We start from the raw sequence: 14,507 nt of genomic DNA on the forward strand, positions 1-14,507 counted from the left end.
TTGCTCAGGATGGCAAGTAAAGTGCATTCCTGTAGTTTCGGGCTCCGCTAGAAGTTCCACTCCTCAGCCCGAACTAGCCGGCAGAACGGCCCGTCAAGCGTTGCATTGTGATGGGCAACGATGTCCTTAGCTTTCATCATTGGCGTGTCTGAACAGGTATGACCTTCGGCGACAAGTACCGCATCAAAGCCAACGTCACGAGCAGCACGGCAGGTGCTGTCTACACAGTATTGAGTTTTCATGCCAGTGATGACCACACCGGTAGCCCCGCGAGACCGCAAATTGTCCGCCAGGCCAGTCATTTCGAAGGCGTTGGCTCGCCGCTTTTCGAATACCACCTCTCCACCCAGAAGCTTCAGTTCTTGCGCAACCATCGTCAACGGGCTGTCTGGTTCGATTGGAGATCCCGCAGGCCCGATGTGGCGCGCGAGAAAAATCGGAGCGCCAGCGCTGCGTGCCTTGTCCGATCTCTTATTTGACCAAGGTGATGGGTAAATCCGAGAGCTGAATCACCTTTGCCGCGACAGACCCCAGAAAAATCCCTGCCAAAAAACCATTGCCATGCGAACCCAGGATGATGCTGTCACATCCAAGGAAATGCGCACACGCCACAATTTGACTGGCTGCATCGCCTTGCAAGCTATGGAGTGTGAATGCAATCCCTTCTTGCTTCAGAAGCACCTCAGCCTTTCGTGAATCCTCGGCACTTCTATCCCCATAGTAGCGATCACGCTCATCCTCGCTCATGCCATTTGCGATTCGAGTGGGTAAAAGTGGCTGTACATTCAACAGATGTACCTCAACATTACCGCCCAGCAACCCACCCTCTTGGATAAGCCCAATAAGGTAACGCACGGCGCGTTCCGAATGCTCGGAACCATCGACCGCAACCAGTATTTTGTGCATGTTCCAAATCCTCTTTCAGGTCATGAAGGTGCTTGTCGTTCCGGGTGCCGCCAGCATTCAACCCGTTCTACTCGGACAAGCGGATTCGAATCTGTTTTTCTATCTCGATAACCGCAAATAGCGCAACGCCAACCCCGATGATCAGCAAGCCATCAAGGAAGGGGATTGCCTGCGTTGCAAATACCTTTTGCAGCGGTGGCGCATACGTGATGGCGAACTGAGCGAAGGTAATCACCATGACGGTGATCCACACGACCTTGGTGCCGCGAATACCCTTCCAGGTAAGCGATGTGCTGTAGAGGTTACGGATGAAGAACAGGTGGAATATTTCCATCACGACTAACGTGTTCACCGCGAGGGTTCGGGCCAACTCAACGGAGTAGCCTCGGTCGAGGGCATAAGAAAAAATGCCATAAACACCGCAGAGGAAAAGAATGGAAACAAGCACCATATGCCAGACCAAGGCTGCGCTTATGAGTGGTTCCTTACGTGAACGGGGCGGCCTGAGCATGGTGTTTTCTTCGGTGGGCTCGAACGCGAGCGCGATGCCGAGGGTCACTGCGGTTATCAGGTTGATCCACAGAATCTGTATCGGCGTCACCGGCAGCGTAATGCCGAGGAGCAGCGCGACAATGATGGTCATGGTCTCGCCTGCGTTGGTAGGCAGCGTCCAGCTCAACACTTTCTTGATGTTGTCATAGACTGTTCGGCCTTCGCGTACTGCAGCGACGATGGAGGCGAAGTTGTCATCGGCCAACACCAGGTCTGCGGCCTCCTTGGCGGCCTCACTGCCTTTTCCACCCATGGCTATACCGGCGTCTGCACGCTTTAGCGCCGGTGCGTCGTTAACGCCATCACCGGTCATGGCCACGGTCATGCCGTTCGATTGCAGCAGCATTACCAACCTGAGCTTATGTTCGGGGCTGGTGCGAGCAAAAATGTTGATGCCCTTTACCGCCTCCTTGAGGGCGGCATCGTTCATGGCGTCCAGGTCCACCCCAGTCAGCACCTTGTCGGGATTTTGCAAGCCTATCTGGCGACCGATAGCGGCGGCGGTACCGTCATGATCGCCAGTGATCATTTTTACGGCAATGCCCGCTTTTTGGCATTGCTGAACCGCCTTTAACGTCTCGGGTCTAGGTGGATCAATCAGACCGACCATGCCCAGCAACGTCAACTTTCCTTGCACGTCCCCGAACGCCAACACGGTGTGCTCGGGCCGAACCGGCCTTACTGCAAACGCCAATACACGCTGCCCCTTGGCAGCAATGGCGTTCGCCTTTGCGTGCCAGTAGTCCACATTGAGCGGTTCAGTCTCGCGAGTGCTTGCAAGCTGATGCGTGCACATGGCCAGTAGCTGCTCTGGCGCGCCTTTCACGTAGATGGAGGCATGTCCATCATGATTGTGATGCAGTGTCGCCATGAAGCGGTGTTTAGCGTCAAACGGTATGGCATCAGTGCGGGGCCAAGCCCGACGATCCTCATTTCGATCAATTCCGGTTTTCCCGGAGAATGCCAGCAATGCCCCCTCCATCGGATCACCTTCCACCGTCCATACATCGTCATGCAGGCGCAGTACGGCATCGTTGCAAAGACCTGCTGCTCGTCCCAGTTCAGACAGCTTGGGGTGAGACGATAGGTCAATTAACTGATCGGCAAGACTGATGCTTCCCGCGGGCTGATAACCCGTGCCATCGACCGTGAAGACCAGATCGTTCGTGACGACCGTTGCCACCATCATTTCGTTGCGGGTCAGTGTACCGGTCTTGTCAGTGCAGATGACGGATACCGAGCCTAGTGTTTCGATGGTAGGCAGACGGCGCACGATGGCGTTACGTCGAGCCATTGCCCGAACGCCCACGGCCAGCGTAATGGTAAGGACGGCAGGCAGACCTTCAGGTATCGCCGCTACCGACATCCCCACCACGACCATGAAGATCTCGTTGAAGGCGTAGTGCCCGACATAATGGCCGAACACGAGCAATAAGCCGCCCACTAACAAAATCAGGATCGTCAGCCAGCGGGCAAACACGTTCATTTGCTGCACCAGCGGAGTGGTCAGCGTTTCTACACCTGCAAGCAGAGTGCTGATGCGTCCGATCTCGGCTGCTGCTGCGGTCGCCACTACAACGCCTGTTGCTTGTCCGCAAGTCACGAGCGTACCGCTGAACGCCATGCAAGTTCGATCACCCAAAGCTGCGTCAAGGGGCACTGATTGGGTATGTTTTTCTACGGGTACGGATTCACCGGTAAGAATGGCTTCCTGAATGTGAAGCCTGTTCGCGTGCAGCAAGCGTAAATCAGCAGGGACTTTGTCTCCCGCCTCCAGCAATACGATATCGCCCGGTACCAGTTCCTCACCCGCAATACTCAAGCGTTCGCCTGCGCGAATCACTGCGGCGCGCGGTGCCAGCATCTGCCGGATAGCATCCATCGCCTTTTCTGCTTTGCCTTCCTGAATGTAGCCAATGATTGCGTTTGCAATTACCACCGCCAGGATCACTACCGTATCCCACAGATGTTGCAGCATCGCGGTAATCGCAGCGGATCCCAAAAGCACGTAAATCAGGATGTTGTGAAATTGCAGCAAGAATCGAAACCAGGCCGGGCGCCGTGCTGCCTGTGGCAGGCGATTGAAACCAGCGCGGTCAAGACGGGCTTGAACCTCGGCAACCTCCAGTCCGACAGGCGCATTGACCTCGAGCAGGTTTGTCACCTGCTCGGCTGGCAGGGTGTGCCAGGCCACGGAATGCGCAGGGATTGGTGTTTGCTCAACGACTGCGTCGACCACCGGCGTTTTCAATGAGACTCCCCTGTGCGCACAGCTCGACTGTAACGGGCTTAGGTGGACATGAGCGGTCGTCGCTGTATCAGCATGCTGATAAATCGCTCGTCACGCTTAGGTTCTCTTTGCCATCTAGCTGATACGAACTAAAAGAAACATGCAACCGACAGCTTGATGACTATTGACCTGAATCAACCAGAAGCGCCGGCAAGGTGAACTGCACTTGGGCGCCAGGACTTTGCTTGGGGCTGGCCCAGAAGCGGCCTCCGTGGCTGTCGATGATCGAGCGGCAGATCGACAGCCCCATGCCCAGGCCGGTCGCCTTGGTGGTGTAAAAAGGCTCGAAAACCTGTTCTACGTTTTCCACTGCAAATCCGGGCCCGCTGTCCGCCACTGTTACCCGCACCCCCTCCTGGTCGAGGGCCGTGCTTATTTGCAGCTTACGAACGCCTTCAACCTCGATCATCGCTTCCAGCGCGTTGAGGATCAGGTTCAGCAGCACCTGCTGCAACTCAACACGGTCGACCAGCACCTGCGGCAAGCCCTCGGCAAGGGTGGTATGCACCTGTACTTTTCCCCTCACGGCCTCGCCACGGGTAAAGTCGACCATCTCCAGCACCACGGCGTTGACGCCCACCGCGTGCTTCTGCGGCGGGGTTTTGCGGATCAGCTCACGAATACGGCCCAGCACCTGCGCCGCGCGGTTGGCATCCTTGATGATCCGTCCCAGCCCCAGGCCTACTTCATCCAGCGCCGGTGGCTTTGCGCTCAACCAGCGGATGGCGGCATTGGCATTGGTGACCGTGGCAGCGATCGGCTGGTTGACTTCATGGGCGATCGAAGCGGCCAACTGGCCCATGGTGGCGACACGGTTGGCATGCGCCAGTTCGGCCTGTATCTGGCGATTCTTGGCCTCCCGTTCCGCTACCTCGTGATACAGCCTGGCGTTTTCAAGCGAGATGGCGGCTTGTGACGCGACTAGCCGCAACACCGCAATACGCGCGGGGTCGAATACTCCGGCACTGAGATTGTTCTCCAGGTACAGCGCCCCAACCAGCCGCGCCTGATTGCCAAGCGGCAGGCATAGCAGCGACCGGGCCGAGCATCGGCGGATGTAGTCGTCAGCCATGAACGCAGCGTCACCCATGGCGTCGTCCAGACACAGACTTTCCCCCGTGCGCAGTACCTGGTAAAGCACGGATTCGGCCAGCAACGTACTGCTCACCGGTTCGTTGCAAAGCACCACTTCACCCTGCCCCACACTTGCCTGCGCGATGATATGCGGCTCGCTCCCTCTGGCGCGGACCAACACGCCCCGCTCGGCACCGGCTTGCTCGATCGCCGTGTGCAGCACTTGGGTGATCAGTTTCTGCAGATCGACTTCGCCCGACACGGCGCGAGACACTTTGAGCACCGTTGCGAGGTCCAGGTGCTCGACCGGGGTGGCGATGGTAGCCGTGGGGCCTGGCTCCGGCTCGATGCTGCGCAGATAACGATGACGGCTGTCCAGCTGGCGCACCTTGCCATCGGCGCCCCAGCGCAGGTAGCCATAACGCGCATCTCGAAGGTAGACGCGGGCAATCCGGGCAAGCCCGCGGCTGCCGTAGAAACGCGATGCCAACTCGTTTGCAAGCGCCTCGACATGCACGTAGCCGCTGTCACGCGCGAGCTGGATGGCCTGTTCATAGAGGTGCTCAGCGTGGACCACGTGCCCCTGCAAGCGCGCGATTTCGGCCTCCAGCAGCACCTGCCGGCTGGCGAAGGTTTCTGCGCACTGCCGGGCCCAGATCTGCAGCTCGTCATGGTGCTCGGCCAGCGCCTGCAACGTGGCTTCATCAATGCTCTGCCCGGCCGCCAGCGTCAGTGCGGCAAAGAAGTGGTACTCCGCTTCCTCGAAAAACGAGGTGATCACCCATTTAAGCGCCTTGGCCCGCGCCGCACAGGCTTCGGCCGCCGCATAGTCACCTGCCAGGTAGCGCGCCTGCAGCTTGCGCACCCAGTATTTGCCGGCCGCCAAGGCAAGGTCCGGGGCAGCGTCCAGGTGCTGCTCGAAGCGCGCTTCACTGAAGTGCTCGTCGTTCAGACATCCAAACACCGGCGTTTGCCCGCGCAGCGTGCGGATCAGCGCCAGCTGTGTGTTCATGAAGTCGATCACCAGCCCGAAATGCACTTTTTCTGCGTAGGCCAATCCTTGCTCGGCCTCCGGTTGCATGCTGCCCAGCGGTTCACCAGTGAACAACTGATCGGATATCAGCCCATTGCCTACATAAGCGGCATACGGCAGGTCACCAACCCGATTGGCCGCGACGAAGGCCCGGCGCAGCAACTCGCGACACTCGCTGACCGGCCGCGTCCAGCGCACCACGAACATCGAGAAACACAGGAAAGTACTGGCTTCAAAGCGTTGCAGGCCGCGCCGCTCGACCAGCTCGCAAGCAAGACGCCCGAATCGGTAACCGGTCTGGTAGTCGCCATAGCGCCGGGACACCCGCCCGATATTGGCGTAGAGCATGCACGATGCATCACAGTTGCCATGCTCAAGGCTCAAGCTTACAGCCTTGCATATGGTCAGGCAGGCCAGGTTGGCATTGGTTTGCACGGCCGGGGCGAACAGCTTGCACAAGACATCCAGGGTGGCCAGGGAGGTCGCGTCCTCCATCAGCGGCAGGTCAATCAACTGCTCGATACTACGCGCGCCTACCCGCAACGCGATCTGGTCATATTCACCACGTACCTCGTCATCGCTCGGCCGCGCGACCCAGTGGATGCCCACCTGCCGCAGCCAGGCGAGGCAAACCGCCACCGCGCGATCGCTGCGGTCGAGCATCAGGCAAACATCCATATGCAAGCACGCTACCGCAACGCCTTCAGCTGCGGTCCTGGCGCGCCGAGCCAGGCCGATCAGCCGCGCGTCCGCGCACCCGAGCTGGCCGGTGAGAAACTCGCATTCAGCCCGGTTCAGCGCCAGGGCAAAGCTCAATTCATGCGGATAAGCGGCACACGGCCCCTCCAGTAATTGCTCGCCCACGCTCAGGTAGGCCAAGGCCGATCCGTAGGCCGATGCGGCCTTGGCCCGGCGCCCGGCAAACAGGTTGAGTTCGGCCAACTGCTTGCGTTCGCCAGGGGCATCGATCAGCGTCGCACCGCGGTTGAGCTGCCCGACGATCTCGAAAATGGCTTCATCGCGGTGCTTGCCCGGCACTTGGTTAGCCAGCAGGCGACCGATGCGCAGGTGCATGGCAGCGCGGTCTTGTTCGGCAATCAGCGAGTAGGCGGCTTCATGAATGCGGTCATGAACGAACGCGCAGGTGCCGTCATGGTGGGCGACCAGCTCCAGCCGGATTGCCGCCCATAAAACCGCCTGTACACGCTCCATCGGCAGATCGAGCACCAGGGCAAGCGTCTGCGTATGCGCCACGTTCCCCAGACAGGCCAGGTGCTGAAGTGCCTGACGGGTTGCCAGCGGCAGTCGGGCGAGCTTGCCAACCATCAGGTCGACGACATTGTCGGTGTAACCCTTGGCATGGATACGCTGCGAATCCCAACGCCAGCGCCGGGCTGCGTGGTCGTAGGCCAGGAGCGACTCCTCGGCCAGCGCCTGGAGAAACTGGATGACAAAAAACGGGTTGCCGGCGGTCTTGTCCTGTACCAGCTGGGCCAGGCCCATCACGCTCGGGGCCGGGCAGTGCAGTGACTCGGCGATCAGCTGTTCGATATGCGGGCGTGCCAGGGGCGCAAGGCGAACCTCATGCACAGGGGCGCCGGCCTGGCGAATCGCCTGGAGCCTGGCGGTCAATGGGTGGTGGGCATCCACCTCGTTGTCGCGGTAGGCGCCCACCACCATCAGATAGCGCAGTTCCGGGTGCGTAAGCAGGTCTTCGAGCAGGTCGAGGGTCGCCGCGTCCAGCCACTGCAGGTCGTCCAGAAAAAGCGCCAGCGGGTGCTCGGCGCGGGCAAACACCGAGATGAAGCGTCTCAATACCAGCAAAAACCGCCGTTGCGCCTGCTGCGGATCAAGCTCCGGCACTGGCGCAGGCTCGCCGATGATCAGCCGCAGCTCCGGGATCAGGTCGGTCATAAGCCGTGCGTGGGGCCCACACGCCGCCAGCAATGCCGTACGCCATCCGGCCAGCACCTCGCTGCTTTTCCCAAGCAACGTGCGCACCAGCCCCTGAAACGCCTGCACCAGGGTGGAATACGGGATATCGCGCTTGTACTGGTCGAACTTGCCACTTGCGAACAGTCCTCGCGGTGGTACCAGTACCTTGTGCAACTCATTGACCACCGAGGATTTTCCGATACCCGAATAACCGGAAACCAGCACCAGCTCCGGCACGCTGCTGCGCACCATGCGAGCGAAGGCATCTTCGAGAATCTGCACTTCGCGTTCGCGACCGTATAGCTTTTCCGGGATCAACAGGCGGTCGGGGGCGCCTTGTTCATCCAGGCTGAAGGCCTTGATGCTCCGGCCTTGTCGCCACTCGGCAAGGCACCGGCGCAGGTCTTGCTCAAGGCCGGCAGCACTCTGGTAGCGATCTTCAGCGGTCTTGGCCAGGAGTTTCATCACCAGTCGGGACAGCAGCGGCGGCACGGTGGCAACGCGCTCGCTGGGTGGCAGTGGTTTGCGAGCAATGTGGCAGTGCACCCACTCCATGGGTTCTGTGGCGCTGAAGGGCAGCGAACCAGTGAGCATCTGGTACAGGCTCACCCCCAGCGCGTAGAGGTCACTGCGTGAGTCTACGGAGCGGTTCATCCGTCCTGTCTGCTCAGGCGCCATGTATGCCAAGGTGCCGGCGATGGTCTCCGGCGGTTCGGGCGCTTGCCGCTCGCGGGGCAAGCGTGACGCCAGGCCGAAACCGGTAAGGCGGACCTTGCCATCGTCGCAGTCAACCAGAATATGGTGGGGTTTGAGGTCCTTGTGCACCAACCCGGCCAAGTGCAGGCGGCCCAAGGCAACGCTAATTGCCACAGCCAGCTCAAGGCAGGTTTCGATGTCCAGCGGTGACAGCAGCAAGGCCGACAACGGTTGGCCGCCCGGGTCGCTCAGTACCAGGCGCGGCTTGCCATTGAAGCGCTCCAAGGCCTGGGGCTGCAGCGCCCAGCTACCCTCAAGCTCATCGCGTAGACCATATTCATGTGCCAAGCGGTCGACGGTGGCAGGCGCAGGCTGCTCATTGGCCGGCTGCATCAGCAGCACGCGGGTGCCGTCCGGGCGCCGTAGCCGGCAAAACAGGCGATCACCATCGTTCCACAGGACTTGCTGTTTACCTGGCATGGGTCCGGGCCCCTTCATCAAGTTGGACGAATGCGGGCTGTGTCAGACCATGCGACGCAACGGCTCGACACCCAGCGCTTCGGCCATGCGTACCAAATCGGCGACCGAGCGAGCGCCGAGTTTCTTCATCATCTGCCCACGATGTACTTTCACGGTGACCTCGCTGAGGTTCAACTCAGCGGCGATCTGCTTGTTCATCAGGCCGGCGATAACGAAGGCCAGCACCTGCCGCTCCCTGGACGTTAGCGTCTCGAAAGCGCTGCGCAATGCCCCGCCGGCCTGTTCACCTGCCAGACGCTCGCGGTCGCGAGCCAGGGCACTGGCCACCGCGTCGAGCATGTCCTGCTCACGGAACGGTTTGGTCAGAAAGTCTACCGCGCCAGCCTTCATCGCTTTGACCGACATGGCAATATCACCATGCCCTGTGATGAATACCACCGGAATGTGCACCCCTCCCTGCTCCATCTGTGCCTGGAACGCCAGGCCGCTTTCTCCACGCAGACGCACATCGAGCACCAGGCAGCCGGGCACAGCCTTGCGGGGGAAGGCAACAAAGTCCTGGGTGGAAGCAAAACTTTGCACCTGCAAGCCGACCGAACGGAACAGCCCGTCGAGGGCCAGGCGCATGGACTCGTCGTCATCAACGATATACACCACCGGCTCATTCGGGCCGTGTGTGCTCTGTAAGGCCATTTGCGCTCCTTCAGCCGTGACGCCGCGTGCTGTTGGCAGGTTGAAAATCTAGCCTATTGTTGGGCAAGGTTCACAGGTTTGGCCACCGGAAACCGGCAATACCAGACGCAGGTATGGCCCAGCTATACCTAGGTATACTTCTGCCACTTGCGCGACCGGGTATCTTGAAGCAATGGCACAGGCCGCCAAGAGCAGACCGCGCATGAAGCAGCCCACCGCAACTCTGATTGCCGTTGTCGACGACGACGAGTCCCTGCGCGATGCGCTCGACGGCCTGTTGCGCGCCACCGGCTACCGTGCCCGCACCTTTGCCAGCGGCATTGATTTCCTTGCCTCTGATGGCCCGAGCCAGGCAGGCTGCCTGATCTCCGACATCCAGATGCCCGGCATGTGTGGCGTCGAGCTTTTGACGCAACTACAGGTACGTGGGTTCGACATTCCGGTGATCTTCATCAGCGCCCACCCGGGCCAACGCTCACGCATCACCCCGGGTATGGCAGGCGTAGTCAGCTGTCTGCCAAAACCATTCGAAGCCCAGCAGCTGCTGGACTGCATCGAGACCGCCCTGCACCACTGAACAGTCCCTTCGATACGATCGTATAGCTGCTTACGCCCCATGCGTAATCCACTGCACACCCATGGAGAAGTGTGCGCATCCCTGCCCCTGCATAACATCGACCTACAGCGTCCCGCGAGGGCCGAAGAAAAGAACCTTAACCGTTCAAGACAGGAGCACGATCATGAAACAGCAACTTCTGGTTATTGGCGCAGGATTCGCCGGATTGTGGAGCGCCCTGAGCGCCGCGCGCCTGCTCGATATGCATGGTCGGCAAGACGTGCAAATTACCGTGCTGGCGCCACAGGCTGAACTGCGTATCCGCCCGCGTTTCTATGAGGCCGACGTGCATAGCATGTTCGCCCCGCTCCAGGCGCTCTTCGATGCTGTCGACGTAAACTTCATCAAGGGCTGCGCCGAAAGCATCGACGAGCTGGCCCGCCGCGTCAGCTACCGCGACGAAGCCGGGCAACAGGCGCAATTGGCCTACGACCGCCTGATTCTGGCAAGTGGCAGCCTGCTGTCTCGTCCCCCCGTGCCTGGCCTGAACCAATATAGCTTCGACGTGGATCAGATCGAATCAGCAGCGCGCCTGGAGCAGCACCTGATGGCGCTGGGCAAACGTCCCGCAAGCAGCGCCCGCAATACCGTGGTGGTGTCCGGCGGCGGCTTCACTGGTATCGAAACCGCTACCGAGATGCCTGCACGCTTGCGTGCGGCTCTGGGCGAAGACGCGGAGATCCGGGTGGTCCTTGTCGACCGCGGCGAGCGCATTGGCGCCGCCCTGGGTGAGGGTATCCGGCCTTCGATCATTGAAGCCTCGGATGAACTGGGTATCGAATGGATTGTCGGTGCCACCGTAACTGCAGTGGATGCCAATGGCGTAACGCTGGCTGATGGCCGACATATCGAAAGCCAGACCGTGGTCTGGACTGCCGGCATGCGCGCCAGCCCGCTGACCGAACAACTGACCGGTACCCGTGACCACCAGGGGCGCCTGCATGTGGACGGCAACCTCAAGGTGCGCGGCCTGGACCATGTCTTTGCCGCAGGCGATGTGGCTTATGCAGCCACTGACGAGATCGGCAATTTCGCTGTGATGTCCTGCCAGCATGCCATCAGCCTCGGTCGCCATGCCGGCAATAACGCCGCCGCCGATCTGCTGGGTGTGACACCCACGACTTACCGACAGCCCAAGTACGTGACTTGTCTGGATCTGGGCGCTTGGGGCGCCGTATACAGCGAGGGCTGGGACCGCCAGTTGAAACTGGTGAAAGGCGAAGCCAAGGAGCTCAAGACCCAGATCAACACCGTGTGGATCTACCCGCCGGCAGCCGAGCGCGCCACCGCCCTTGCCTCTGCCGACCCGTCGATTCCAGTGGCTTGAGCCCCGCACGACCTTCCCATCCAGCAGGAGAACGACCATGACAATGCCAATGAACAATGTCGTCCCGATCGAGGCCGAAGAACTGGTGCCCTCGCGCTATGCAGTGAAAGTCGGTGACATCGAGGTGCTGGTGGTGAGCGACGGTGTACTGCCATTGCCCACCGAAACCATGTCGACCAACGCTGACCCAGCCGCCCGCGCAGCTTGGTTCAAGGACATGTTCCTGGGGCCGGAAACCTTCGACTGGGCGCTGAATGTATTGCTGGTGCGCAGCGGCGAGCAGGTCATCCTGGTGGATGCCGGGCTGGGTGGGCAGTTCCCTGGGTTCCCGCGGGCCGGGCTGTTCCCGAAACGGCTGGCGGCGGTCGGCATCGCGCTGGAGTCGATCACCGATATCGTCATCACCCACATGCACATGGATCACATCGGCGGTCTGCTGGTGGATGAGGTGAAGAACCGCTTGCGTGCGGACGTAAAGATCCATGTCACCGCGACAGAAGTAGACTTCTGGGCTGCACCGGACTTTTCGCAAACGGACATGCCTAAACCGGTACCAGATGTGCTGCGGTCTACGGCAAAAGCGTTCATGCAGGCCTACGGCGACAAGATCCGCACCTTTGAGCTGCACCATGAAGTGGCGCCCGGTGTCGTCGCCACCCTTACCGGCGGTCATACCCCGGGGCACTGTGTGGTGTACATCAACTCGAACGGAGAGCAGCTGACCTTCGCCGGAGACGCACTGTTCCCGGTAGCCTTTGACCACCCGGATTGGCACAACGGCTTCGAACACGACCCCGAGGAGTCAGTGCGGGTAAGGATGGCGCTGCTACACGATGCCGCAACCAGTGGCGAACTGTTCGTCGCGACACACTTGCCCTTCCCTTCTGTAGGGCGGGTAGCAGTCGACGGTGAAGGGTTCCGCTGGGTCGCGGGATTCTGGAATTATTGAAAAACATCGTGGTGCTCGACAGCCCCTCACACATAGCAGTGCGTTGCACGAGATGCACTGCTATGTGTGAAGGGGCCGCGGAACTCAAGCCGAACTAGGCCAGCGCAGCTTCCTGCTCCAGCAACGACCAACCGCCATGCCCATCCACCTCAAGCCGATGGGTATGGAACGCCGCCAGCGTGCTACGGTGGCCGACACTGACCAGCAATGCACTCGGCATCTCCGAACGCAACAACGCATACAGGGCATGCTCGAGCCCTTCATCCATCGCCGAGGTGGACTCGTCGAGGAACACCACCTGCGGCCTGTTGAACAGCACCCGGGCAAACGCCAGGCGCTGCTGCTCGCCCACCGAGAGGATGTGTGACCAGTCGCAGCTGACGTCGAGACGCTCGGTGAGGTGGGCCAGGTTGACCTGGCGCAATGCCTGCTGCATCAGCAGTTCATCCTTGGGATGGCTGGCTGCCGGGTAGGCAATGACGGTACGCAAGTCACCCAGCGGCAGGTACGGGCGTTGCGACAGGAACAGTGCCTGATGGCCCGTTGGCCGCCTGACCTTGCCTTCGGCATACGGCCAAAGGCCCGCCAGGGCACGCAGCAGCGTGGTTTTACCACTGCCTGACGGCCCTTTGATCAACAACGCCTGACCGGCGTGCAGGCTCAGGTCCAGGTTGGCGATAAGGGCATGTCCGTCCGGGCGCAGCACCTGTAAGCCCGCGATCTGCAGCGCATGCGCCTGGTCTTCGGTCGTGACGCGCGGCAACGCACTTGCCTGCTGGTTGGCATCCAGAAAGCCAGTGAGGCGGTCAAGGGTCGCGCGGTACTGCGCGAACGCATCGTACGACTCACGGAAGAACGACAGAGAATCCTGCACCTGCCCAAAGGCCTGGGAAGTTTGCATGACATCGCCCAGCTTGATCGCCCCACTGAAGAAGCGCGGCGCCTGAAGAATGAACGGAAACACGACAGCAACCTGACTGACACCCAAGTTGAAGCCACTGAGCTTCAGGTTCCGGTACACCAATGCCCAGACATTCACGATCAAGGAAGCAAAGCGGCCCAGCAACGTGCCCCGCTCGACTTGCGAACCTTGGTAGAAGGCAATGTTCTCGGCGTTCTCACGCAGACGCATCAACGTGTAACGGAAGTTGGCGGTGAGTTTCTCGTTGAGGAAGTTAAGCCGGATCAGCGGGCGCCCTAGTCGGAAGGCCACCCAGGTGGCGGCGATGACATACAGGTACACGGCAAACACCATCGCCCGAGGGATCTCCACCCCGGCCACCGTCAACGGTGCTGACAGCCCCCAGAGGATGCCGGTGAACGCCACAAGCGAAACCAGCGCACTGACTGCGCCCAAGGCAAGGGTGACCGAGTTGGTGACGAAAGCGTTGACGTCCAGTTCGATACGCTGGTCGGGGTTGTCCACCGGCTCGGCAAGGAACTGGCCACGGTAATAGGCATCGCCCTGCATCCAGTCGTGGGTCAGGCGCTCGGTCAGCCAGACCCGCCACTTGATGCTGAATGCCTGACTGACATAGAAGGTGAACAACGAGCGCAGCACATGGATGGTGGCCAGCACCGCGAAAACACCGAGCAAGTACCAGAACGCCGTTTGGTCAAGGCCTTGCAAAGCGCTGTAGAAGCCGTTGTACCAAAACGAGAACAGCACGTTAAGGCGAACCGAAAACAGCGTCAGAACCAACAGCAGTGCGAACACCAGCAACGGCCGCCAACTGCGCCTGAAACTGAAATAGGGCCCGGCAAGCTGCCAGAACTGGCTGCCCCAGCGTGTGCAACGCACCGCCAGAGTCGCGGCTGCAGCGAAGCTGACAAGGGTGATGAACGAGGCAATTGCCAGCCAGCTTAGGCTCTCTTGCAGGGCCTGATGCCAGTTCATTTCCATGGTAAGTATCCGTGCTGAGTATTTCCGCGAGCGTAGCATTACACCGTCATGCC

Annotated in this window: 8 protein-coding genes and 1 pseudogene; 3 read left to right on the top strand and 6 right to left on the bottom strand. The window is 60.4% G+C overall.

The window, feature by feature from the left end; genetic code table 11:
• Positions 1 to 47: 47 nt before the first annotated feature.
• From AC3B5Q_RS17115 to AC3B5Q_RS17135, 5 genes and pseudogenes are all read right to left on the bottom strand, one after another.
• Positions 48 to 476 (bottom strand): annotated as a pseudogene (locus AC3B5Q_RS17115) (isochorismatase family protein); the annotation flags it as partial.
• Positions 472 to 906, bottom strand: coding sequence for a universal stress protein (locus AC3B5Q_RS17120; protein ID WP_103444045.1), 435 nt, complete (start codon positions 904 to 906; stop codon positions 472 to 474). The pseudogene AC3B5Q_RS17115 and the gene AC3B5Q_RS17120, both read right to left, overlap by 5 nt.
• Before the next feature lie 67 nt (positions 907 to 973).
• Positions 974 to 3,709 (bottom strand): cation-transporting P-type ATPase, encoded by a 2,736-nt coding sequence (locus AC3B5Q_RS17125; RefSeq protein WP_223271145.1) that lies wholly within the window; start codon positions 3,707 to 3,709, stop codon positions 974 to 976.
• Between the two features lie 160 nt (positions 3,710 to 3,869).
• Positions 3,870 to 8,966 (bottom strand): trifunctional serine/threonine-protein kinase/ATP-binding protein/sensor histidine kinase, encoded by a 5,097-nt coding sequence (locus AC3B5Q_RS17130; RefSeq protein WP_488392682.1) that lies wholly within the window; start codon positions 8,964 to 8,966, stop codon positions 3,870 to 3,872.
• 42 nt (positions 8,967 to 9,008) lie between these two features.
• Positions 9,009 to 9,659, bottom strand: coding sequence for a response regulator transcription factor (locus AC3B5Q_RS17135; RefSeq protein WP_103444043.1), 651 nt, complete (start codon positions 9,657 to 9,659; stop codon positions 9,009 to 9,011).
• Between the two features lie 202 nt (positions 9,660 to 9,861).
• Between AC3B5Q_RS17135 and AC3B5Q_RS17140 the strand changes: the two genes are divergently transcribed.
• The 3 genes from AC3B5Q_RS17140 to AC3B5Q_RS17150 all read left to right on the top strand — a co-directional run bounded on the left by AC3B5Q_RS17140 (position 9,862) and on the right by AC3B5Q_RS17150 (position 12,551).
• Positions 9,862 to 10,236: a response regulator transcription factor gene (locus AC3B5Q_RS17140; protein WP_103444042.1), complete on the top strand. Its 375-nt coding sequence runs from the start codon at positions 9,862 to 9,864 to the stop codon at positions 10,234 to 10,236.
• Positions 10,237 to 10,399: 163 nt separating this feature from the next.
• The gene (locus AC3B5Q_RS17145) at positions 10,400 to 11,602 is read left to right on the top strand and encodes an NAD(P)/FAD-dependent oxidoreductase (protein ID WP_103444041.1); all 1,203 of its coding nucleotides are present in this window, start codon (positions 10,400 to 10,402) and stop codon (positions 11,600 to 11,602) included.
• Between the two features lie 37 nt (positions 11,603 to 11,639).
• Positions 11,640 to 12,551: an MBL fold metallo-hydrolase gene (locus AC3B5Q_RS17150; RefSeq protein ID WP_488392683.1), complete on the top strand. Its 912-nt coding sequence runs from the start codon at positions 11,640 to 11,642 to the stop codon at positions 12,549 to 12,551.
• Positions 12,552 to 12,645: 94 nt separating this feature from the next.
• Here the strand turns inward: AC3B5Q_RS17150 and AC3B5Q_RS17155 are convergent, their stop codons facing one another.
• The gene (locus tag AC3B5Q_RS17155) at positions 12,646 to 14,454 is read right to left on the bottom strand and encodes an ABC transporter ATP-binding protein/permease (protein WP_103444039.1); all 1,809 of its coding nucleotides are present in this window, start codon (positions 14,452 to 14,454) and stop codon (positions 12,646 to 12,648) included.
• Positions 14,455 to 14,507: the final 53 nt, after the last annotated feature.

The organism is Pseudomonas sp. D5(2026) (assembly GCF_057766845.1).

What these genes read in the sequence shown, in the direction of transcription:
- AC3B5Q_RS17120 (WP_103444045.1), bottom strand. Translation starts at nt 906, where the DNA reads ATGCACAAAATACTGGTTGCGGTCGATGGTTCCGAGCATTCGGAACGC.
- AC3B5Q_RS17150 (WP_488392683.1), top strand. Translation starts at nt 11,640, where the DNA reads ATGACAATGCCAATGAACAATGTCGTCCCGATCGAGGCCGAAGAACTG.
- AC3B5Q_RS17130 (WP_488392682.1), bottom strand. Translation starts at nt 8,966, where the DNA reads ATGCCAGGTAAACAGCAAGTCCTGTGGAACGATGGTGATCGCCTGTTT.
- AC3B5Q_RS17145 (WP_103444041.1), top strand. Translation starts at nt 10,400, where the DNA reads ATGAAACAGCAACTTCTGGTTATTGGCGCAGGATTCGCCGGATTGTGG.
- AC3B5Q_RS17135 (WP_103444043.1), bottom strand. Translation starts at nt 9,659, where the DNA reads ATGGCCTTACAGAGCACACACGGCCCGAATGAGCCGGTGGTGTATATC.
- AC3B5Q_RS17140 (WP_103444042.1), top strand. Translation starts at nt 9,862, where the DNA reads ATGAAGCAGCCCACCGCAACTCTGATTGCCGTTGTCGACGACGACGAG.
- AC3B5Q_RS17155 (WP_103444039.1), bottom strand. Translation starts at nt 14,454, where the DNA reads ATGGAAATGAACTGGCATCAGGCCCTGCAAGAGAGCCTAAGCTGGCTG.